22 protein-coding genes and 2 tRNA genes are annotated in these 21,530 nt (G+C 71.2%); 4 read left to right on the top strand and 20 right to left on the bottom strand.

Features of this window, described 5'->3' with window-relative positions:
- From HP507_RS09320 to leuC, 6 genes are all read right to left on the bottom strand, one after another.
- Positions 1-1,083 carry a D-alanine--D-alanine ligase family protein gene (locus tag HP507_RS09320; protein ID WP_175351511.1) on the bottom strand — a complete coding sequence of 361 codons (1,083 nt, stop codon included), beginning with the start codon at positions 1,081-1,083 and terminating at the stop codon, positions 1-3.
- A 38-nt stretch (positions 1,084-1,121) separates the two neighbouring features.
- Positions 1,122-2,135 carry an NAD(P)H-dependent glycerol-3-phosphate dehydrogenase gene (locus HP507_RS09315; protein WP_175351555.1) on the bottom strand — a complete coding sequence of 338 codons (1,014 nt, stop codon included), beginning with the start codon at positions 2,133-2,135 and terminating at the stop codon, positions 1,122-1,124.
- Positions 2,136-2,214: 79 nt separating this feature from the next.
- On the bottom strand, positions 2,215-3,036 hold the full coding sequence (locus tag HP507_RS09310; RefSeq protein ID WP_333781351.1) for a lysophospholipid acyltransferase family protein: 822 nt from the start codon (positions 3,034-3,036) through the stop codon (positions 2,215-2,217).
- 1 nt (position 3,037) lies between these two features.
- Entirely contained in the window at positions 3,038-4,405 is a 1,368-nt protein-coding gene (gene murA, locus HP507_RS09305; RefSeq protein ID WP_175351510.1) for a UDP-N-acetylglucosamine 1-carboxyvinyltransferase, read from the bottom strand.
- Positions 4,405-5,001 carry a 3-isopropylmalate dehydratase small subunit gene (gene leuD / locus HP507_RS09300; RefSeq protein WP_175351509.1) on the bottom strand — a complete coding sequence of 199 codons (597 nt, stop codon included), beginning with the start codon at positions 4,999-5,001 and terminating at the stop codon, positions 4,405-4,407. The genes murA and leuD overlap by 1 nt, the downstream gene beginning before the upstream one ends.
- Positions 5,001-6,461 (bottom strand): 3-isopropylmalate dehydratase large subunit, encoded by a 1,461-nt coding sequence (leuC, locus tag HP507_RS09295; RefSeq protein WP_175351508.1) that lies wholly within the window; start codon positions 6,459-6,461, stop codon positions 5,001-5,003. The genes leuD and leuC overlap by 1 nt, the downstream gene beginning before the upstream one ends.
- A gap of 179 nt (positions 6,462-6,640) precedes the next feature.
- Between leuC and HP507_RS09290 the strand changes: the two genes are divergently transcribed.
- Entirely contained in the window at positions 6,641-7,708 is a 1,068-nt protein-coding gene (locus HP507_RS09290) for an FUSC family protein (protein WP_175351507.1), read from the top strand.
- Positions 7,709-7,858: 150 nt separating this feature from the next.
- Here HP507_RS09290 and HP507_RS09285 read toward each other — a convergent pair whose 3' ends face one another.
- The 7 genes from HP507_RS09285 to HP507_RS09255 all read right to left on the bottom strand — a co-directional run bounded on the left by HP507_RS09285 (position 7,859) and on the right by HP507_RS09255 (position 11,222).
- Positions 7,859-8,464: a histidine phosphatase family protein gene (locus HP507_RS09285; RefSeq protein ID WP_175351506.1), complete on the bottom strand. Its 606-nt coding sequence runs from the start codon at positions 8,462-8,464 to the stop codon at positions 7,859-7,861.
- Complete coding sequence (gene crcB / locus HP507_RS09280; protein ID WP_175351505.1) at positions 8,461-8,835, bottom strand: fluoride efflux transporter CrcB; 375 nt, start codon at positions 8,833-8,835, stop codon at positions 8,461-8,463. The genes HP507_RS09285 and crcB overlap by 4 nt, the downstream gene beginning before the upstream one ends.
- Positions 8,832-9,362 (bottom strand): fluoride efflux transporter FluC, encoded by a 531-nt coding sequence (locus HP507_RS09275; RefSeq protein ID WP_175351504.1) that lies wholly within the window; start codon positions 9,360-9,362, stop codon positions 8,832-8,834. The genes crcB and HP507_RS09275 overlap by 4 nt, the downstream gene beginning before the upstream one ends.
- A gap of 135 nt (positions 9,363-9,497) precedes the next feature.
- Positions 9,498-9,905 carry a RidA family protein gene (locus tag HP507_RS09270; RefSeq protein WP_175351503.1) on the bottom strand — a complete coding sequence of 136 codons (408 nt, stop codon included), beginning with the start codon at positions 9,903-9,905 and terminating at the stop codon, positions 9,498-9,500.
- Positions 9,906-9,942: 37 nt separating this feature from the next.
- Positions 9,943-10,812 (bottom strand): SDR family oxidoreductase, encoded by an 870-nt coding sequence (locus HP507_RS09265; protein WP_175351502.1) that lies wholly within the window; start codon positions 10,810-10,812, stop codon positions 9,943-9,945.
- A 186-nt stretch (positions 10,813-10,998) separates the two neighbouring features.
- Positions 10,999-11,071: transfer RNA gene (locus tag HP507_RS09260), tRNA-Glu, on the bottom strand.
- A gap of 75 nt (positions 11,072-11,146) precedes the next feature.
- Positions 11,147-11,222 (bottom strand) — tRNA-Glu (locus tag HP507_RS09255).
- 102 nt (positions 11,223-11,324) lie between these two features.
- Between HP507_RS09255 and HP507_RS09250 the strand changes: the two genes are divergently transcribed.
- Entirely contained in the window at positions 11,325-12,320 is a 996-nt protein-coding gene (locus HP507_RS09250; RefSeq protein ID WP_175351501.1) for a DUF72 domain-containing protein, read from the top strand.
- A 78-nt stretch (positions 12,321-12,398) separates the two neighbouring features.
- Here the strand turns inward: HP507_RS09250 and HP507_RS09245 are convergent, their stop codons facing one another.
- The 6 genes from HP507_RS09245 to HP507_RS09220 all read right to left on the bottom strand — a co-directional run bounded on the left by HP507_RS09245 (position 12,399) and on the right by HP507_RS09220 (position 18,125).
- Positions 12,399-13,028, bottom strand: a complete 630-nt coding sequence (locus HP507_RS09245; protein WP_175351500.1) for an MBL fold metallo-hydrolase — start codon at positions 13,026-13,028, stop codon at positions 12,399-12,401.
- 156 nt (positions 13,029-13,184) lie between these two features.
- On the bottom strand, positions 13,185-14,192 hold the full coding sequence (locus HP507_RS09240) for a LacI family DNA-binding transcriptional regulator (RefSeq protein ID WP_175351499.1): 1,008 nt from the start codon (positions 14,190-14,192) through the stop codon (positions 13,185-13,187).
- A 20-nt stretch (positions 14,193-14,212) separates the two neighbouring features.
- Entirely contained in the window at positions 14,213-14,734 is a 522-nt protein-coding gene (locus HP507_RS09235) for a hypothetical protein (RefSeq protein WP_175351498.1), read from the bottom strand.
- A gap of 5 nt (positions 14,735-14,739) precedes the next feature.
- A complete protein-coding gene (locus tag HP507_RS09230) occupies positions 14,740-15,582 on the bottom strand; it encodes a carbohydrate ABC transporter permease (protein ID WP_271207089.1) in 843 nt (280 codons plus the stop codon).
- A 65-nt stretch (positions 15,583-15,647) separates the two neighbouring features.
- Positions 15,648-16,625, bottom strand: a complete 978-nt coding sequence (locus HP507_RS09225) for a carbohydrate ABC transporter permease (protein ID WP_175351554.1) — start codon at positions 16,623-16,625, stop codon at positions 15,648-15,650.
- Positions 16,626-16,841: 216 nt separating this feature from the next.
- A complete protein-coding gene (locus HP507_RS09220) occupies positions 16,842-18,125 on the bottom strand; it encodes an ABC transporter substrate-binding protein (RefSeq protein ID WP_175351496.1) in 1,284 nt (427 codons plus the stop codon).
- 259 nt (positions 18,126-18,384) lie between these two features.
- On the opposite strand from HP507_RS09220, the gene HP507_RS09215 reads away from it, so the two are divergent.
- Complete coding sequence (locus HP507_RS09215) at positions 18,385-19,707, top strand: glycosyltransferase (RefSeq protein ID WP_175351495.1); 1,323 nt, start codon at positions 18,385-18,387, stop codon at positions 19,705-19,707.
- A gap of 132 nt (positions 19,708-19,839) precedes the next feature.
- Here HP507_RS09215 and HP507_RS09210 read toward each other — a convergent pair whose 3' ends face one another.
- Entirely contained in the window at positions 19,840-21,141 is a 1,302-nt protein-coding gene (locus HP507_RS09210) for a glycosyltransferase family 2 protein (protein WP_175351494.1), read from the bottom strand.
- Positions 21,142-21,305: 164 nt separating this feature from the next.
- On the opposite strand from HP507_RS09210, the gene HP507_RS09205 reads away from it, so the two are divergent.
- Entirely contained in the window at positions 21,306-21,479 is a 174-nt protein-coding gene (locus HP507_RS09205; protein WP_175351493.1) for a hypothetical protein, read from the top strand.
- Positions 21,480-21,530: the final 51 nt, after the last annotated feature.

Raw genomic sequence — 21,530 nt, 5'->3', positions numbered from 1 at the left:
TCAGCGGACGGCGGCGCGCCCCAGCTCGATGAGCTCCGTCACGAGCTCGCCGTAGGACACCCCGGATGCCGCCCAGCACCGCGGGTACATCGACAGCGGGGTGAACCCCGGCATCGTGTTGACCTCGTTCACGACGAAGCCGTCGTCGGTCAGGAAGCAGTCGACCCGGGCGAGGCCGGCGCCGCCGATCGCCTCGAACGCGCGGGCGCCGATCGACCGGATCTCGTCCGTCTGCTCGTCGGTCAGGGGCGCCGGGCAGAGCAGGGACTCGTCCCCGCCGAGGTACTTCGAGGCGAAGTCGTAGAAACCGTCCTCCGCGACGACGATCTCGCCGGGCAGGCTCGTGCGCGGGACGCCGTCACGGCCCTCGAGCACGGCGACCTCGACCTCGCGGCCGATCACCCGCGGCTCGACGATCACCTTCGAGTCGTGCTCGAACGCCAGGTCCATCGCGGCGCCGAGCTCCGCCGGCTCGTCCACGCGGGAGACCCCCATGCTGGAGCCCGCGCGCGCCGGCTTCACGAACAGCGGCCACCCGTGCGCGGCGACCGCCTCGGCGACGTCCACCGGGTCGGCCGCCCACTCGCGTCGGAGCACGGTCGTCCAGGGCGCGACCCGGAGTCCGGCGTGCTCGAGGACGGCCTTCGCGACGTGCTTGTCCATCGCCAGGGCGCTGGCGAGCACCCCGTCGCCGACGTACGGCAGGCCGGCGATCTCGAGCAGCCCCTGGACCGTGCCGTCCTCACCGAACGGGCCGTGCAGGATCGGGAACACGATGTCGACCGGGATCGTGGTGGCTGTTCCGTCCGGGTGGGTCACGACGAGCTCACGCGTGGCCGGCGAGGTCGGGAACGCGACGCGCGTGCCGTTGTCCGGGACGGTCGGGAGTGCGCCGTCACGCAACGCCCACTGCGCCGGGTCGTCGGACTGCAGCGTGAACGCGCCGTCCTTCGTGATCCCGACCGGCACGATCTCGTACACGGAGCGGTCGACCACGTCCATGATCCCCCCGGCGGTCACGCAGCTGATCTCGTGCTCGCTGGAGCGCCCGCCGAACAGCACGGCGACGGTGGTCGTTGACATGGGAGCCCCCTCGGAGATCGTGGGCACGGCCGGACCGGTCACTCGCCCTGGGGCTCGTCGGTCTCGGTGAGGTGCGGCGCGATGTTGCGCGGATCGAGCCTACCGGCGAGCACCTCGGCGACCTGCCCCACGATGGGCATGTCGACACCGTTCGCCGCGGCGAGCTCGAGGATCGGGGCCACCGACGCCAGGCCCTCGGCGGTCTGGTCCATCTGGCGCACGACCTCGTCGAAGCGGTACCCCTGGCCGAGCAGCCGACCGGCGGTGTTGTTCCGCGAGAGCGGCGACTGACACGTCGCGATGAGGTCGCCGAGACCCGCGAGTCCGGACAGCGTCGACGGCTGCGCACCGAGCGACACCGCGAAGTCTGTCATCTCGGCGAGGCCGCGGGTGATGATCGACGCCTTCGTGTTCTCGCCGTAGCCGACCCCGTCCACGATCCCGATCGCCACGGCGATGAGGTTCTTGAGCACCCCGCCGAACTCGGTCCCGATGACATCGGTGTTGATGAACGAGCGGAAGTACGGGTTCGTCGCGACCGCGGCCACCGCACTCGCCGTCTCGGCCGAGGACGACGACACCACGGCGGCGGTCGGCTGGCGCCGGGCGATCTCGAGCGCGAGGTTCGGACCGCTCGCGACGGCGATGCGGTCCTGGTCGATCCCGAGGCCCTCGAGGAGGACCTCGCTCATGCGCAGACCAGTGCCCTTCTCGACGCCCTTCATCAGGCTGACGACGGGCACGTCGGGCGCGAGCAGCGCACGGATCGCGGACAGGTTCGAGCGGAGCGTCTGCGACGGCACCGAGACGTAGACCTGCGAGGCGCCGTCGAGCACCTGCTCGAGCGACGTCGACGCGGTCAGGGTGCGCGGCAGGTTGATGCCCGGCAGGTAGTCGGAGTTGCGCTTCGTCTCGGTGATCTCGCGCGCCACCTCCGGACGCCGGGCCCACACCACGGTGGACGCTCCGCCCTCGGCGAGCACCTTCGCGAACGTGGTCCCCCAGCTGCCGGCACCGATGACGGCCACGCGCGGCTTGTCGGTGGACTGCATGACCACCCGGATCGCTGCGGTGTCCACCGCACCGGGCGCGGCGGCGACGGGATCGGGTCGGTCGTCGTGCGGTCGGAGCTCACTCAAACCTGCCGGTCTCCTTCTGGTTGTTGGCCGCCGGGTCCCAGCGGGTCGCGGGTGCCTGCTGACCGCGGAGCTGTTCGAGCAGTGCGGTGATGTGGCGCATCAGGAGCTCGGTCGCCTCGACGAGCAGCTGCTGGTCGATGGGCTTGCCACGGTACGCGGACAGGTCCACCGGGTCGCCGACGATGACGTCCACGCGGGACGGCGGGAAGAGTCGGATCTTCTTCGAGTACCGCGCCATGATGTTCTGCGTGCCCCAGTGGGCCATCGGGATGAGCGGCACGTCGTTCTCGAGCGCGATCCGCACCGCCCCGGTCTTGCCGCGCATCGGCCACAGGTCGGGGTCCCGGGTGAGCGTTCCCTCCGGGTAGACGATGATCGCCCCACCCTGCTCGACGAGGGACCGGCCGCCGCCGAGCGGATCGCTCAGACGGGTCCGGCCGGAGCGTTCGACCGGGATCTGTCCCATGCCGGACATGAGCTTCCCGAACACCGGCACCCGGAAGAGCGACGCCTTCGCGAGGAACCGCGGAGCACGCTTGCTGAGGTACACCGCGGTGCCGACGACCAGCGGGTCGATGTTCGTGAAGTGGTTCGGCGCCAGGACGAACGCACCGTCCGCCGGCAGGCGGTTCGGACCGTGCCAGTGGTAGCGGGCGGAGAACCGGAACGTCGGGATGACGACGGACGCGACGACGCGGAAGGCGGTGTTCAGCTCGCCGCGTCGCCACCGGCGCCCACGGACGGGCATGCCCGTCGTGACCTGCGTGTCGGGGCCGCGCCGCGCCTCCAGGCCGTCACCAGGATGCGTGGACACGTCAGCCGGCGAAGTCGAAGTCGGCGCCGAGCTTGCGCAGCTTCGGGATGAAGTGCTCGTAGCCGCGGCTGATGATGCCGACGTTCGTGATGTGCGACTCGCCCTCCGCGGTCAGCGCCGCGATGAGGTGGCTGAACCCGCCGCGCAGGTCCGGCACGCGGACGTTCGCGGCGTGGAGCTTCGTCGGGCCGGTGATGACGGCGGCCTGCTCGAACGGACGGCGAGCGACGCGGCGGTCGTGGCCGGGCAGCCCGTCCTTGTGCACGACGATGTCGGCACCCATCTCGTTGAGGGCGTCGGTGAACCCGAAGCGGTTCTCGTACACGGTCTCGTGCACGACGCTGCGCCCCTCGGCCTGGGTGAGGGCGACGACGAGCGGCTGCTGCCAGTCCGTCATGAACCCGGGGTGCACGTCGGTCTCGATGACGACGGGCTGGAGGACGTCGCGCTCGCGGTAGAACCGGATGCCGTCCTCCTGGATGTCGAATCCGCCGCCGACCTTGCGGAAGACGTTGAGGAACGTCATGAGCTCTTGCTGCTTCGCACCCTCGACGAAGATGTCGCCGTTGGTCGCGAGTGCCGCGGAGGCCCAGCTGGCCGCCTCGTTGCGGTCGTTGATCGCGCGGTGCGTGTAGCCGCGGAGCGACTGGACGCCCTCGATGAAGATGACGCGGTTCGGCTCGACCGAGACGATGGCGCCCATCTTCTGCAGGATCGCGATGAGGTCCATGATCTCGGGCTCGATCGCGGCGTTCCGCAGCTCCGTGACCCCGGAGGCGAGGACGGCGGAGAGCAGGACCTGCTCGGTCGCGCCGACGCTCGGGTACGGCAGCTCGATGGCGGCGCCCTTGAGTCCGTTCGGCGCCGTGAGGTGGATGCCGCTGACCTGCTTGTCAACGACGGCACCCATCGCGCGGAGGGCGTCGAGGTGGAAGTCGATCGGGCGGTCGCCGATGCGGCAGCCGCCGAGGTCGGGGATGAACGCCTCGCCGAGCTTGTGCAGCAGCGGACCGCAGAACAGGATCGGGATGCGGCTCGAGCCGGCGTGGGCGTCGATCTCCGCGAAGTGCGCGGACTCGACGTTCGACGGGTCGAGGATGAGTTCGCCTCGTGCAGGATCGGTGATGCGCACGCCGTGCACCTCGAGCAGGCCGCGGACGACCTTGACGTCGGAGATGTCCGGGACGTCCCGGAGGATCGACGGGGTGTCGCCCAGCAGCGCAGCGACCATGGCCTTCGTCGCGAGGTTCTTCGCCCCGCGGACCTCGATGCGCCCCACGAGCGGCTTGCCCCCGCGGATGACGATCTCGTCCGACTTGAGGCCAACGCGTGCCCCTGCGGCTGCTGCGTCCTGTACGAGAGAGTTCACTACTTCACCGGCAATGTCTTCGGCCGCCAACGGGAGCGGCGGGATTCGAACTCCGTGATCGAGGTCTCGTCACGGAGGGTGAGCCCGATGTCGTCGAGCCCTTCCATCAACCGCCAACGAGTGTAAGCGTCGATCTCGAAGGGGACGTCCACATCTCCGAGCGACACGCGCTGGGACACCAGGTCGACCGTCGCCTCGATGCCGGGGTTCCGCTCGATCTCGGCCCAGAGCCGTTCGACTTCCGATTCGGTCACGATCGCGGTGACCAGGCCCTGCTTGCCCGCGTTGCCCTTGAAGATGTCCGCGAACCGGGGCGAGACGACGACGGTGAAGCCGAAGTCGCGGAGCGCCCAGACGGCGTGCTCGCGGGACGATCCGGTACCGAAGTCCGGTCCGGCCACCAGCACCTGCGCGCCCTGGTACTCGGGCCGGTTGAGCACGAAGGACTCGTCCTGGCGCCACCCGGCGAACAGCGCGTCCTCGAAGCCGGTCTTCGTCACGCGCTTGAGGTAGACGGCGGGGATGATCTGGTCGGTGTCGACGTTGGACCGCTTGAGCGGGGCGGCGATGCCGGTGACGGTGGTGATCTTGTCCATCAGATGGCCCCTTCAGTGGTGTTCGCAGCGCGGGTCACGTTCGCCAGAGCGTCGTCGGTCTCGAGGTCCCACGGGCTCGAGAGCGTCCCGCGCACCGCGGTGGCGGCGGCGACGAGCGGCGACACGAGGTGCGTCCGCCCGCCCTTGCCCTGGCGTCCCTCGAAGTTGCGGTTCGAGGTGGAGGCGCAGCGCTCCCCCGGCGCGAGCTGGTCGGGGTTCATACCGAGGCACATCGAGCAGCCGGCGAACCGCCACTCGGCGCCGAAGTCGGTGAACACCTTGTCGAGCCCCTCGGCCTCGGCCTCGAGCCGGACGCGCGCGGACCCCGGCACGACCATGACCCGCACGCCCGGTGCTTTCTGACGGCCCTGGATGATCGACGCGAAGGCCCGCAGGTCCTCGATGCGCGAGTTCGTGCACGATCCCATGAAGACCGCGTCGACCGCGATGTCCTTCATCGGGGTGCCCGCGGCGAGGTCCATGTACTCCAACGCCCGCGATGCTGCGGCCTGGTCGTTGGGGTCGCTGTAGTCGGCGGGGTTCGGCACCGACTCGGACAACGACACGCCCTGGCCGGGGTTCGTGCCCCAGGTGACGAAGGGCTCGAGCTCGTCGGCGTCGATGAAGACCTCGGCGTCGAACACGGCGTCGTCGTCGGTCTTCAGGGTCTCCCAGTACGCGACCGCGTCGTCCCAGTCCTGCCCGGTCGGCGCGTGGTCGCGGCCCTCGACGTAGTCGTAGGTGGTCTGGTCGGGCGCGACCATGCCGGCACGGGCGCCGGCCTCGATCGACATGTTGCAGATGGTCATCCGGCCCTCCATCGAGAGCGCACGGATCGCGGAGCCGCGGTACTCGAGCACGTAGCCCTGACCACCGCCGGTACCGATCTTCGCGATGACCGCCAGGATGATGTCCTTCGCCGTGACGCCCGGGCGCAGCGTGCCCTCGACCGTGATCGCCATCGTCTTGAACGGCTTGAGCGGCAGCGTCTGCGTCGCCATGACGTGCTCGACCTCGGAGGTGCCGATCCCGAACGCCATCGCGCCGAACGCGCCGTGGGTGCTCGTGTGCGAATCGCCGCACACGACCGTGATCCCGGGCATGGTCAGGCCGAGCTGCGGGCCGACCACGTGGACGATGCCCTGCTCCTTGTCGCCCAGGGAGTGCAGGCGGACCCCGAACTCCTCGCAGTTGCGGCGGAGCGTCTCGATCTGGGTCCGGCTCGTCGGGTCGGCGATCGGGCGATCGATCGCGAGGGTCGGCGTGTTGTGGTCCTCGGTCGCGATCGTCAGGTCGAGGCGGCGCACCGGGCGCCCAGCCTGGCGCAGGCCGTCGAACGCCTGCGGACTCGTGACCTCGTGCACGAGGTGGAGGTCGATGTAGAGGAGGTCCGGGTTCCCGTCCTCGCCCTTGACCACGACGTGGTCGTCCCACACCTTCTCGGCGAGCGTCTTTCCCATGACGTCGACCTCCTCGTTCCTCGTTCGCGCCGCGGCGGCGGCGATCCGGACGCCGCTGCTGCGGCGTGATCGGGCGAGTCTAGCAGGTTGGTATACCAATCGGGGACAGGCGGGTGGAGCCGGTCTGGAGGCGCGGGCCGGGTCCTCGACGACCGTCGCGGTGGAAGAATGGTCACGACATGACGACACCTGCGCACTCGACCCGGACCGTGAACCTCGAGGGCGCAGCACGCGCCGCGATCGCCGGTGGCGCTCCGCTCGCGCTGCTCATCGCGCTCGGGATGCCCGGGTACGCCGCGTTCGCCATGTTCGCCGGCTTCACCGCGATCTTCGGGGCGACCGAGCCCTACCGACAGCGCGCCGTCACCACCGGGGTCGCCGGCGCGATGCAGGCACTGTGCATGTTCGCCGGCGTCGGGGTCTCCCTCGCCGGGTCGCAGCTCTGGATGCAGGCCGTCGGGCTCGTCCTGGTGCTCGTGTTCGCGGTGTGCACCCTCAGCACGCTCCGCACGATCCCCGCGCAGCCGATCTTCCCGACGTTCGCGTTCGTCGTGTCCGCGCTCGTGCCCGTCAAGAGCGCCGACCTGCCGCTCGTCGCGACGATCATCGTCTGCTCGGTCGTCTGGGCGTGGCTCGTGGCGATGTCCGGGTCGGTCCTCCGACTGGTCCTCCACCCGCGGGCGCCGCACCGCTTCCGACCGCTCGCCGCTCCGAAGCACCGGACGCTCGCCATCCTGCGGACCCCCGCGCTCTGGGAGACCGTCGCGCTCAACGTGGTCGGCGCACTCGTCGCGGGAGGGATCGCGGAGACGATCCCCTGGCTCGGGCACCCGTACTGGGCGGTCGTCGCCGTCGTCTCGACCCTGCCCGCGCTCCGCCAGCGGCACACGGTCCTCCGCGCGTTCCAGCGCTTCATCGGCACGATCGGCGGCACCGTCATCGCCGTCGGCATCCTGCTGCTCGAGCCGTCGGCGTGGTGGATCGTCCTCATCGCCGTCATCGGACAGTTCTTCGCGGAGATCTTCGTCGCGCGGCACTACGCCGTGACGCTCCTGTTCCTCACGCCGCTCGCGCTCGCCGTGTCGTGGCTGAGCCTGCCCGAGGCGCCGGAGCTCCTCGCGCTCGACCGCATCGCGCAGACGACGCTGGGCGCGCTGGTGAGCGTCGCGCTGCTGTTCGTCGGGCGCGGCATCGAGCGCCGACGGGGTCGCGCACTCGGCGCGACGAGCGCCATCCGCACCGTCTGAGCCGGCTGAGCCGCCTGTCGGACTGGAGGCGCGGTGCGGGCCCGCCCCGCGCCTCCAGTCCGTCGGCCGATTCGGCTCAACGCAACGTCGGCGGTTGCTCGCAGCGGAATGTCGCTGCGCGCAACCGCCGACGTTGCGTCTTGGGAGGGGTCAGTCGCGCGGCTGGATGTTCCAGACGTCGATGACGGGGCGGCCGTGCTCGTAGCCCAGCACGCTCACCGACGCCGTGCCGAGCTTCAGCACCGCACCGTCTTGCGGTGCCAGCCGGATCCAGGCTGCGCCGAGCGCCCGGAGGACGTGGCCGTGGGCGACGACGATGGCGTCCTCGCCGTCGGCCAGCACCGGACGCGCGCGGTCGATGATGCGCTCGACGCGGACGCGGACCTCGGCGGCGTTCTCGCCGGGCGTGTCACCGGCCGGGACGCCGTCGGTCCAGAGGTCCCACGGCCCGTGCCGCAACACCTTGATCTGCGGCGTCGTCAGTCCCTCGTACGCGCCGTAGTCCCACTCGTAGAGGTCCTCGTCGATGTCCGCGTCGACCCCGACGAGGGCGGCGGTGTCCCGGGCGCGCTGCAGCGGGCTGGACAGTGCCAGCGCGAACGTGCGATCCGCCAGGTACCGGCCGGCACGCTTCGCCTGCTCGATGCCGTTCTCCGTGAGGGGGATGTCGGTGCGGCCGGTGTGCTGCCCGCTCTTCGACCACTCCGTCTCTCCGTGACGGACGAGGACGAGTTCGCCGGGGCGTTCCGAGGTCATGTGTTCCTTCCGAGCCAGAGGCCGAGCGCGGCTGCGCCGACCGAGACGACGAGCATCCCGAGGCCGTTCAGGACGGCGAGCCGGGGCTTGCCCGTTCGGAGGAGCTGTACGGTCTCGACGCTCGCCGTCGAGAACGTCGTGTACCCACCCATCATGCCCGTTCCGAGCACCGCGACCGCCGGGAGCGGGATGGTGCCGGCTTCCCCGAGGCCCGTCAGCAGTCCGAGGACGAGCGATCCGGACAGGTTGATGACGAGCGTGCCGAGCGGGAAGCCGGTGACCCGGGCCTTCACGAGTCCGTCGAGCAGGAAGCGCAGGGCGGCCCCGACTCCCCCGCCGATCGCGACGAGCACGAGTTCCGCGGCGGTCACCGGGCTGCTCCCCGGGTGCCGGTACCGGCGCCGCGCGGTCGGACGAGGGCCGCGATCCAGAGGCCGGCGACCACCGCGAGCAGACCGAGTACCGCGGTGAGGACGGCGTACCCGCTCCCGGCACCCCAATGGCCGTCGCCGAGGAGCCGCGCGGTGTCGTCGGTGAGCGTGCTGTAGGTCGTGAAGCCCCCGAGGAGGCCCGTGCCGACGAACAGCCGGATCCGCCGACGTCGTCCGACGTCGGGGCCGCGGTGGGCCAGCGCCTCGAGCAGGAGGCCGAGGAAGAAGGCCCCGGCGACGTTGATCGCGAGGATCACCCAGCTGATGCCGTCGTGAGCGGGGAACGCCGCGGCGAGCGCCGCGCGGACGGCGGTTCCGATCGCACCGCCGAGCGCGACCACCGCGAGGTACGTCCAGCGGAGGTGCGGCGGACGGGCCGGTCGGGTCTCGGTCTCGTCGACCTCGATGTCCGGGTCGATCGGGATGCTGCCGGAGTCGGTGAGGTGCCGCCCTGGTTCGTCGTGCACGATGCTCCTATCGCCGAGCACGCCGGATCGTCTCCGCGCGTGCGGTGTTCTCGGGATAGGGACCGTCGGCGGATGTCCGCGGTTGGGTCCGGCAGGCCCCACTGCCGGGTCTGACGACTCGATCAGCGTAGCGTGTCACTCCGCCACGGCGGCGATGCCCTCGATCTCGACGAGCTGGTCGTCGTAGCCGAGGACGGTCACGCCGAGCAGGGTGCTCGGCACGTCGTGGTCGCCCATCGCGGTCCGGACGACCTCCCAAGCGGCGACGAGGTCGGCCTGGTGCGACGACGCGACGAGCACCCGCGTCTGCACGAGGTCGTCGAGCGCGGCGCCCGCGTCGGCGAGTGCGGTGCGCAGGTTCTCGACGCACCGCGCCGCCTGTCCCCGGACGTCGCCGACCGCCACCGTCGTCCCGTGTTCGTCGAGCGGGCAAGCCCCCGCCAGGAACACGAGACGTGCACTCGCCGGCGCTGTGGCGGCGTACGCGTACTCGGCGACGGTGCTGAGGGAGTCGGATCGGATGAGCTGCACGACGCTGGTCACGGCACCACCCTGCCAGAGCCGTGACCGCCCGCCGTGGTCAGCGCAACGAGAAGCCTCCGTCGGAGGTGAGCACCTGCCCGACGACCCAACTGCCCGCACTGGTCGCGAGCCACCCGATGAGCTCGGCCGGGTCCGCCGGCGCTCCGACACGGCCGAACGGCGTGCTGGAGATGTACTCGTCCAGATCGTCGAGGGACCGGTCGGTGGTCTCGGGGTCCATGTACCCGGTGTTCACCGGCCCCGGGTTGATCGTGTTGAGGACCAGTCCGAGTTCCAGGAGTTCGGCCGCGACGGTCGCGGTGACCCCGGCGAGCGCAGCCTTGCTGGCGGCGTAGGCGACCTCGCCGACCATCGCCCCGTGGATCTGGCCCGAGGTCATCCAGAACACGTGCCCCTGCGCCTCGGGGTAGGGGCCGTTCCCGGCGACGCGGTCCCCCGGACGCCGTGGTTCGTCGGTCCGCGGGGCACGGAGCCGTGCGAACTCGGCGGTGAGCAGCAGGGTCGCGCGGGTGTTGACGTCCCAGAAGGCGTCGAGGCGCTCCGGCGTCATGTCGAGGATGCTGCCGTCGTCGCCGCTCTTGGCGTGGTTGCACACGAGGATGTCGAGCCGTCCGGTGAGCGCCGTCGCGGCCTGGACGACCTCGGGGATCGCCGTCGCGATGGAGAGGTCGGCGGCGACGTCCGCGAACCGTGCTCCCTCGGTCAGGTGTTCCCGGACGCCGGCGCGGACCGCGTCGAGGTCGTCGCCGCCCCACGGCAGGTCGAGGTCGTGCGGACGGTGGTGGTGGATGACGACGTTCGCGCCGAGCGAGGCGAGCTTCGTCGCGACGGCGAACCCGATGCCGCGGCGCCGGGAGACACCGGTGACGAGGGCGGTCTTGCCGTGCAGGGGCAGGTGTGCGGACATGGTGAACCTTTCGATGGCGCCGACGACGGGCGCGCGGATGGTGATCGAAGAAGGTTCAGCGGCACTGCATGGACTCGAGCGTAGCGAGCACCCGGCGTTTCCGGAAGAGGCGACGAGGTCGTGGCGTGCCGCACGAACGACGAAACCCCCGACGAGCCGGAGCTCGTCGGGGGTTTCGGTGTGCTGTGACCCCAGCGGGATTCGAACCCGCGTTACCGCCGTGAGAGGGCGACGTACTAGGCCGCTATACGATGGGGCCGGTCACGACATGGGAATCCCCCGCCCGGGAGCGGGGGTCTCATGCTCGTTGTCGGAAGCGGTGGCAAGCCACCTGTGGTGACCCCAGCGGGATTCGAACCCGCGTTACCGCCGTGAGAGGGCGACGTACTAGGCCGCTATACGATGGGGCCGTTCCGACAACCCGATAAGTATTGCACAGGCCTCGCAACCTGCCAAAACGAGGCGTGTCGCCCGGGTGCGCCGCCATGCCGGGACGGGCATACGGTGGAGCGATGACCGCTGATCGGGACGGCTCCGCACATGTCCATCGGGTCGAGGGCGGCGGGTCGGTGCTCCGGATCGGCCTGTCGGGGTGGCAGTACGACGGCTGGCGTGGCGACTTCTACCCGGAGCGGCTCGCGAAACGGCGGTGGCTCGAGTACGTGGCCGAACGGTTCCCCACGGTCGAGCTGAACGGTTCCTTCTACTCGCTGCAGCGTCCCGATCGGTACCGTGCCTGGCGGTCGGCTTCGGGCGGGCAGCCGTTCCGCTTCGCGGTGAAGGGCGGCCGGTACGTGACGCACATGCTCCGGCTGCGGAACGTCGAGACGGCGCTGGCGAACTTCTTCGCGTCCGGTCCGCTCGAACTCGGCGAGACCCTCGGGCCGGTGCTCTGGCAGCTCCCCGAGACCCTGCTCCCCACTCCGGAGGTGCTGGACGCCTTCCTGATGCTGCTCCCCCGGTCGCACGGCGCGGCCGCCGAACTCGCGAGCCGTCACGACGACAAGGTCGCAGCGTTCGCGCAGCAGCACGACGGCCTGGACCCCGCCAGGCACGCGGTCGGACACACCGCGATCGTCCACGCGCTCGAGGTGCGCGCCGCCGGACTCGGCTCCGAGCACCTCGACGTCCTGCGCCGGCACCGGGTGGCGCTCGTCGACTCGCACGCCGGCGACTTCCCGCGTCTCCGGGAGGACACCGGCGCGCCGATCGCCTACCTCCGGCTGCACGGCGCGCCCAGGACCTACCACGACGGGTACTCGGCGCAGGCCCTCGGGAGGTGGGCGTCGACGGTGGTCGAGCACCTCGACGCCGGACGCGATACGTACGTGTACTTCGACAACGACGCCGAACGGCACGCGCCGTGGGACGCGCTCGCGCTGGACCGGATCGTCGCCGACCGGCTCCGACGGCGCGTACGCGCAGCGACGAGCGCCGCGGACGACCGAACCCAGGTGCAGAACGCGCGGGCCGACCGGCGCGTGACCGCGCCGGCGAGAGCGACCTGATCCGTCCCGTGCCGCGGCCCCCTGCGGTGGGCGGGGCGAGCCGGGGAGCCGTGCCGCGCCTCCAGGCCCGCGGCGGCGTCAGATCGTGAGCGACTCGCCGGGGGCGAGGACGACGAGCGACCCGGTGGGCGCGACCGCCTCGCGGAGGCGACCGGTGTGCATGCCGTACCCGATCTCGGAGAGCGTCGCCTCGTGCACGGGGTAGGCGCGGCGGGGTCCGACGGCGAGGACGTAGTCCATCATCTCGCCGACCTTGAGCCACGGTGCGCCGACGGGTGCGGCGAGGACCTCGACGGGGACGTCGGGCACCGTGTACGAGTCGCCGGGGTGGAAGAGCCTCCCGTTCACGAGGACCCCGGTGTTGTCGACGACGGGGACGCTCGAGTGGATGACGTTGTGGCGGGTGCCGAGGAAGGCGAGGTCGAACGGGCCGACGGAGCGGTGGTCACCGTCGGTGACGACGTCGACCGCGGTACCGGCGAGCACCCTGGCGACGCCCGCGGGGCCGATGACGACGGCGTCCGGGTTGCGGCGGAGGATGCGCTCGACCTGTTCCGACGTGACGTGGTCCGGGTGCTCGTGCGTGACCACGACGGCGACGACACCGTCCGCGTCGACGGGACGGGTGAAGTTCCCCGGGTCGATGACGAGCCGGGCGGCGCCGTCGGTGACGACCTGGCAGGCGTGTTCGAGCTTGGTGACCTCCATGCGCCCGACCCTACGCGCGGCGGCGCGGCGGCGGAGCGCTCGCGTTGAACCAGGGATCCGACATCGAACCACGGTCCGGCGCTGGTTCGACGTCGTTTCCGTGGTTCGGGCCGGCGGCGGTGGCGCGGCGGCGCACCGCGCCGGCGGCGCACCGCGCTACGCCCGCGGCACCCCCGTCGTCGACCGCACCACGAGGTGCGCCGGCGCCGCCGGCAGCGGCCCCGCCACCCCCTCGTCCAACTCGGCGAGGACCGCCCGGGCGGCGGTCCGCCCCTGCGCCACGGGGTCCTGCGCCACGGTGGTCAGCCCCACGACCTCGCCGTACTCGTGCCCGTCGATACCGAGGACGGAGACGTCGCCCGGCACCGAGAGCCCCGCACGTCGGGCGGCGAGCATGACCCCGAGTGCCATCTCGTCGGACGCGCAGAACACCGCGGTCGGGCGGGAAGCGGGCGCGGTGGCGAACAGCGCGGCGCCGGCGTCGACCCCGCCCGCGAACGAGAACCGGCCGTCGAGGATCCAGTCCTCGCGGACGGCGAGCCCGTGCGCGACCATCGCGTCGACGAACCCGTCGCGGCGCAACCACGGCACGGCGACGTTCATCCCCGCTTCGTCCTGCCCGCCGACGTACGCGACCTCGCGGTGGCCGAGTCCGCAGAGGTGGTCGACGGCGATCGCGGCGACCACGACGTCGTCGACCCCGACGTTGCGGAGGCCCGGCGCCGGCCCGCCGATGACGACCATCGGGTGCCGGGTGAGCTCGAGTTCGGCGCGCTCGGTCTCGTCGAGCACGAGGGACAGCAGCACGAGGGCGTCGACCCGGTGCCGGAGCATGGAGCGTCGGAACGCCCGGTCGCGGTCCCCCCCGGGGCCCCCGAGGTTGTACAGCACGAGGTCGTACCCGGCGCGCCGCAGTTCCGCGTCGACGCCGCCGAGGGCCTGCACGTAGAACCACCGGTCGATCACGGGCACGACGACCCCCACGGCGCGCTGGCGCCCGGTGGCGAGGCCGGCCGCCGCCGAGCTCGGGACGTACCCGAGTTCGTCGGCGACCCGCCGCACCTGGTCGATCGTGGTGTCCGCGACGCTCGACATCCCCCGCAGCGCGCGGGACACGGTGGACTTCGACAGGCCCGTGACGGTCGCGATCTCCTGGATGCCCATGGCCACGGTCTGGAGGCCCGTCAGCCGTCCGACGGTCGCGTCACGTCGGTGACGTGGCCGGCCGGGGTCGGGTCGGCCACCGACCGCGCGTCCGTCGCACCGGCGAACGCCGGCGACGCGGCAGCCGCGGCGCGGCGACGTTGCCGCACCTGCTGCCGACCGGCCGGGGCGAGCTCGTCCCATCCGACGTGCCGGTGGACGCGCGCGTCTGCCGACGCGACGGTCGTGCCGTGCCCGACCCGAGCGGCGGACGCGGACGCGGATCGGCCGTGGTCCGCCCGGGGCACGGGCACCGAACGTCCGGCGGGCTGCCCGCCGATGCCGTCCGCCGACTCCGTGCGTCGGAGGACCGACACCCGCCACCGGTCGAGGACGACGACGCCGAGCACGCACACGAGCAGGACGAGTGCCCACCCGAGCGCGGGCCGCCCGGTGACCTCGCAGAAGACCGTGACCCCGAGGAACAGGGTCCCGAACATCCCGACGAAGCCGATGGCCTCCTCGATGCGGGCGGTGGGCCGGGCGGGGCTGCGCTGCGCCATGACGGTCACCCCTTCACGCCGCCGGCGGTGAGGCCGGCGACGATGCGACGCTGGAACACGAGCACGAGGATGACGAGCGGGATCGTGACGATCGTGCCCGCCGCCATGACCGCCGTGTAGGGCTCCTGGTGCGGCTGCGTCCCGGCGAACGACGCGATGGCGACGGTGACCGGCTGGGTGGCGTCCGAGGACAGCTGGGACGAGATGAGGTACTCGTTCCAGGAGGAGATGAACGCCAGGATCGCGGTGGTGAACACGGCTGGTGCGGCGAGCGGCAGGATGATCCGCCGGAACGCCTGCACGCGGGTGCACCCGTCGATGCGTGCGGCTTCCTCGAGGTCCCACGGCATCTCGCGGAAGAAGGACGCGAGCGTGTACACGGTGAGGGGCAGCACGAACGAGATGCTCGGCAGGATGAGGGCCTGGTACGTGCCCATCCAGCCGATGTCCGTGAACAGCTGGAACAGCGGCGAGATGAGCGCGACGCCGGGGAACATCGACGCGGCGAGGATGGCGCCGGCGATGAGCGACTTGCCCTTGAACTCGAGGCGGGCGAGCGCGTACGCGGCGCTCGTTCCGACGAGCAGCGCGATGATCGTCACGACACCGCCGATGAGCAGGCTGTTCGCGAGCGCCCGCCCGAGGTGGTTGCCGAGCGCCGTGGAGAACGCGGTCGCGTAGTTGTCGAGCGTCACGTGCGTCGGCCACGGTGTGGCGTCGAACGTGAACCCGACGTCGCGGAAGCTCGTCACCACCATCCAGTAGAAGGGCAGCAGGCACCAGATCGCGATGATGACGGCCTGGATGCCGGTGCGGAGTTTGGAGCCCGTGTGCCGCTTCACGCGCACGTCGGCGCGTGCGCCGGCACGTTCGCCGGGAACGGACACTGACCGGGGGCGGTCGGCTGCGAGGGTCACTTGAGCTCACCCTTCTGCTGGGCTGCCTGCGTCTGCACCACGTTCGCCCCGAGGAACCGGACGAACACGAACGCGACGATGAAGATCACCAGGAACGTGATCGTGGAGAGCGCCGACGCGGAGTTGAACCCCTGCCGGATCTGGTCGACCACGAGGATCGACAGCGTCGTCGTGGCGTTGCCGGAACCACCGCCACCGCCGGTGAGGATCGCCGGCAGGTCGTACATGCGGAGCGCGTCGAGCACGCGGAACAGCACGGCGACCATGAGCGCGGGCTTGATCAGCGGCAGCGTGATGAGCGTGAAGCGCTGGACGGTGGAGGCTCCGTCCATCTTGCCGGCCTCGTAGACCTCCTCGGGGATGAGCTGCAGACCCGCGAGGATGAGCAGTGCCATGAACGGGGTGGTCTTCCACGTGTCGGCGATGATGACCGCCCACCGGGACGACCACTCGCCGCTCGTCCAGAGGATCTGCTGCCCGAGGACGTGGTTGAGCACGCCGTTCGCGTCGAAGATGAAGTACCAGAGCTTCGCGGTGACGGCGGTCGGGATGGCCCACGGCACGAGGATCGCGGCACGGACGAGCGCGCGGCCCTTGAAGTTGCGGTTCATGATGATCGCCATCCAGACGCCGATGATCGTCTCGGCGAGGACGGTCACGACCGTGAAGAAGAACGTGTTGCCCATCGACACCCAGAACTGGGAGCCGATGCTGCCGGGCGGGCAGGTGGCGTTGCCGCACTGCTGGGCGAGCCAGTGCACGTAGTTCGTGACCCCGGCGAAGCCGCCCTGGACGAACAGGCCGGTCGCCTTGTCGAGGCCGGAGTCGAGCTGGAACGACTGGACGACGGCGCTGACGACCGGGTAGCCGATGACGATGGCGAGGAGCACGATCGTCGGGCCGATGAGGTACACGGCCCAGCGGCCGTGCTCGGCGTTGAGTCCGCCCTTGCGCCGCTGGCGCTTCGGTTCCATGCCCTGGGGATTCGGGATGGCGGCGGGGATCTCGGTTGCTGCTGACACGTGGCGGCCTCCTTGCCGGGGTGTCGGGACGCAGGTGATGGCGGACTGGGCCCACGCCGCCGGTTCCCGGTCGTCGCGGAGCGGCGACCGGGCCGTGCCGGTGGGGAGAGGCGCGGTGCGCGCTGGCACCGCGCCTCCCGTCCGATGCGGCGTGAGCCGCGTGCAGTGCTAACTGCCGCTGCTGGTGGCCGTCTTGAGGGCCGCCTGCATGTCCTTCAGGGCTTCGTCGACGCTCTTGGATCCCTTGAGGGCGGCGTACGTGTTGTCCTGGATCGCCTTGGTCACGGCCGGGTAGAACGGCGTGACCGGACGGGGCTCGGCCGACTTGATCGACTTGAGCAGGGTCGGCAGGTACGGCAGCTTCGAGGTCAGCTCGGAGTCGGTGTAGAGGTCACCGACGACCGGGGCGAGCGAGCCCTGCGTCGCGAAGAACTTCTGCGTCTCGTTGGAGGTGAGGAACTCGAGGAAGTCGTGCGCCGTCGCCTTGTGCTTCGAGTACACGCTGATCGCGGCGTTGTGACCGCCGAGCGTCGAGGCGCCGACGCCGTCCTTGCCGGGGATCGGGGCGATGCCGAAGGTGTCCTTCACCTTGCTCGACCCGTCGGTCTTCGCGAGGTTGTAGACGTACGGCCAGTTGCGCAGGAACAGCAGCTTGCCGTTCTCGAACGCGGTGCGGCCCTGCTCCTCCTGGTAGGTGATCGCCTCGGCCGGGATGTTCCCGTCCTTGAAGGCGTCGACCAGGTTCTGCAGGCCGGCCTTGGCGTCGGCCGTGTCGACGTCCGGGCTGCCGCTCTTGTTCAGGACGGAGCCGCCGGAGCCGTTGATGGCCTCGGACGCGTTCACCGTGAGGCCCTCGTACTTCGCGAACTGCCCCGCGTAGCACCCGATCCCGGCCTTCTTGGCGATGTCGCAGTCCTTCATCATCTCGGCCCACGTGGTCGGGGGCGTCTTGACGAGGTCCTTGCGGTAGTAGAGGAGCGCACCGTCGGAGGTCTGGGGTGCCGCGTAGAGCGTGTTGTTGTAGGTCGCGGTCTTCACCGTGGCCGGCAGGAGCTTCGAGGTGTCGAGCTTCATCTTGCCGGTGAGCGGCACGAGCCAGCTCTTCGCCGCGAACTCCGCGGTCCACACGACGTCGACGTCGACCACGTCGTAGTTGTCGTCCTTCGCCTGGAAGTGCTGCACGAGGTCGTCGTGCTGCTGGTCGGCCTGGTCGGACTGCTCCTTGAAGGTGACCTTCTCGTCCGGGTGGGCCTTGTTCCACTTCGCGATCAGCGGTCGGACGACGTTCGAGTTGTCCTTGCCCTGCACGTACGTGATCGGGCCGCGGCTGTCCTGCCCGTTCTGGGCGTCGTTCGATGCCGAGCTCCCGCCCGAGCAGCCGGCGAGCGCGAGGCCGATGACCGCGACCCCCGCTACCGATGCGAACCGCACCTTGGCGCGTGTTGTCTTCACAGCGTTGTCTCCTCATCGAGATCACCAGGAGACGCCGATCGGGTGACGACGACGCTGCCTGGAGCAGGCGGCGCTGCCTGCTGATGGAGGAAACTACGCCCGCTCACAGCCTTTCGCAACCGGTTGCAAAGATTCCGTGACCTGCTCGTGATCACCGTGTTCCGTTCGGTTTTCGGAAACCTGCGGGGTTCCGCACGAACCCCGCCATGGGATTCCGTCGTCGTTGTCCGGTTCCCCACCCCGACGTAGCGTCCACGACATGGCCCTGCTCTCCCCCGTCACCGTCCCCGGCCCGCGCCGGGTCGTCAGCGTCGATCTCGACGCTCCCCTGCCGCGGCTCGTCGCCGACGAGTCCGGTTCCTCCGCGCTCGTCGTGGGGTACCGCGGCGGTCACCCCGTGACGACCCTCGACGTCCTGCTGACGGCGGACCCCGACGACGCCGCACGCGCGATCGCACCGCTCGTCGAGCAGGTCGGCCCCGCGGCCCACGAGGAGCCGGTCGCCGACGCGGACCTCCCGATGATCTCCATCGTGGTCTCGACGATCGTCAGCCGCGTCGAGGACATCGGCAAGCTGCTCGACGTCCTCGAGCACCTCGACTACCCGCGGCACGAGGTCATCCTCGTCGACAACCGCGTCAAGCTGCCGGCGGTCGATCCGCTCCCCTCGCTCCTCGAGGGCCGGAACGTCCGACTCGTCACCGAACGCCGTCCCGGGTGCTCCGCCGGCCGGAACGCCGGGGTCGCCGCCGCGAAGGGCGAGGTCATCGCCTTCACCGACGACGACGTCCGCATCAGCCCGCAGTGGCTCAGGATGATCGGTTCGCGGTTCGTCCGCGAGCCCGACCTCGACGCCGTCACCGGGCTGATCCTCCCCGTCGAGCTCGAGACCCCCGCGCAGATCTGGTACGAGGCGTACTACGGCGGCTTCAGCGGCGAGCGCACGTTCGAGCCCGTGACGATCGTCCCCGACGAGGTCGAGGGAGCGATGCGGCACGCGCGGGTCCGTGCGATCGCCCCGGACGGCTCCGTCCGCAAGCACTTCGCGGTCTACGGCATCGGCGGCTACGGCGCAGGCGCGAACTGGTCGGTCCGTCGCAGCGCGTTCGACGCCGTCGGCGGGTTCGACTGCACGCTCGGGGCCGGGGTGCCCGCCCGCGGCGGCGAGGACCTCGCGATCTTCATCGACATCCTCTGGGGCGGCGGCCGCATCGGCTTCGAGCCGCGCGCGGTCGTGCACCACCGGCACCGCCAGGACCTCGAGGGACTCCACCACCAGCTCCACTCCAACGGGGTCGGGTTCACCGCCCTCATGTGCGCGCTCGTCCTCAAGGACCGCCGGCACCTGGTCGCCCTCACGCGCCTCATGCCGGTGGCCGCGCGGATCAAGACGAGGCAGCTCGTGTCGCGGATCATGGGCAAGCGGGACGCGGCGCCGGAGACCCTGACCGAGGCGTCGACCACCCGCATCCCCCGCTCCCTGGCGTACCACGAGTTCCGCGGGTTCCCGGCGGGTCCGGCGGCGTACGCGCGGAGCCGGCGGTTCTGGCGCGACGTCGAGGAGGGGCGCTTCCGCCCGTAGTCGCGACCACGACGTGCCGGGAGGCGCGACGCCGACCGGTGTCGCGCCTCCCGGCACGTCGTCGTACGGTGCGGGCGCGTCAGGCGTGAGGCGTCCACCTCGCCGCAGACCGGCCGCGCCGGCGCGCCCCGCCTACCCGCGGCGCAGACGCCCGCGCACGTACCGTAGCGGTCCCCCGAGCGCAGCGAGCAGCTCGGCGCGCTTGAGCCCGGCCGTCGCGGCACGGAACTCGTCGTCGACCGGCCAGCCGCCGACGGCGTCGACGGCTGCCGACACCTCCCCGGCGCCCTGGCCGAGCGCCCCGAGCTGCCGGAGCGCACCGAAGGCCCGCCGGAGCACCGCGACGGCGGTCGACGGCCTCGTCATGAGCTTCGCGACCCAGGCGCCGAGCCCGGTCCCGTAGCCGAGCGCCTGCGATCGCAGCGCCGCACGGTCCGGGCGGTGCCGGTGCCACACCACGGCGGAGGGTTCGACGGCCAGGGCGCCCCCGGAGAGGAGCGCGCGGGTGAAGAGGTCCGGATCCTCCCCGGCGCGCGCCGGGGTCCCGGGGCCGAGGGCGACGTCGAAACCGCCGAGCTCGAGCGCCGCGGAGCGCCGGAGCGACATGTTCGCCCCGGTGCCGAACGCCCCGACGGAGAACGGGAACAGGGGCAGGTCGGCGGGCGGGGACGCGGTACGGAACACGCGGCGCTCGAGGTTCCGCGCCCAGGTCACGCGCTCGTCGAAGTACCGCTGCGTGGGTGTTCGGAGCTCTCCCGAGGGGACGAGCCCGGTGGCGCAGACCACGTCCGCGTCGCGGGCGTACACCTCGGCGATCGCGGCGAGCCACTCGCGGTCGACGACCACGTCGTCGTCGACGAAGGCGACCACCGATCCGGAGGCGTGGGCGAGACCGGCGTTCCGTGCGCGCGAGACGCCGGCACGCGCCTCCAGGACGTAGGTGAGCCGCGGGTCCGCGAACGAGCCGACCACGGCACGCGTCGCATCCGTCGTGGGCGCGTTGTCCACGACGATGACCTCGAAGTCGTCGTACGCGGACGCGAGGACCGAGCGCACGCACCGGCGGACGTCGTCCGGCCGGTCGCGGGTCCCGATGACCACGGACATGCGGCCGGGGTGGGTCGCCCGGGCAGCGGACGGGAGGCTCGTGGTGCGCAGTGCGCGCAGGGCCGGTACCAGCTCGGCCGGGTCCACTTCCCCGCGGTCGTCCACGGACACGTCGACGAAACCGGCGACTTCGCGTCCGTCCCGGACGAGCAGCCGGGCGCGGCGGAAGCCCTCGGCGCCGGCGAGTTCCACGACGGACGCGGCGAGCGCCTCCTGCCGGTCGACCGCTCCGACCCAGGCGGCACCGGCCCACGTGGGAGCGTCGGGTGCGGGCATCGCGGGCGTGAGCGTGAGCACGCGTGTCGTGGTCGCCTGGTGGTCGGTCATGCTCCGATGCTCCGGTGGTGTCCCCGCACGGTCAACGACCCTGGTTCCTCCCTGCGTTCCTCTTGCGGTTTGCCGCCAGCGGTGGGTTGCCGCAGGGGTGGGTCGTCGCCCGGTAGGATGGAGCCGACGACCCGGTGGCAGCGCGCCGGGCACGAGGAGGACGCATGTCGGCAGGCCCCAGGACCGAGTTCGGGGACCTCCTCCTCGCGGAGCAGGACATCGTCGTGGTCGACACCGCGATCTGCGTGTGCGGGCACGCGCAGGAGGCGCACGAGCACTACCGTCGCGGATCCGACTGCGCCCTCTGCGACTGCCCGAAGTTCCGCAGGAAGCGCTGATCAGCCGGGGTGCTGCGGGAAACCGCTGCATCCCCGCAGAGGCCCGGTGGA

The sequence above is a fragment of the Curtobacterium pusillum genome, from assembly GCF_013359865.1.
GTDB classification, from domain to species: domain Bacteria; phylum Actinomycetota; class Actinomycetes; order Actinomycetales; family Microbacteriaceae; genus Curtobacterium; species Curtobacterium pusillum.
The sequence above is the reverse complement of the archived record's forward strand: the minus strand, read 5'-3'. Positions and strand labels throughout refer to the sequence as shown.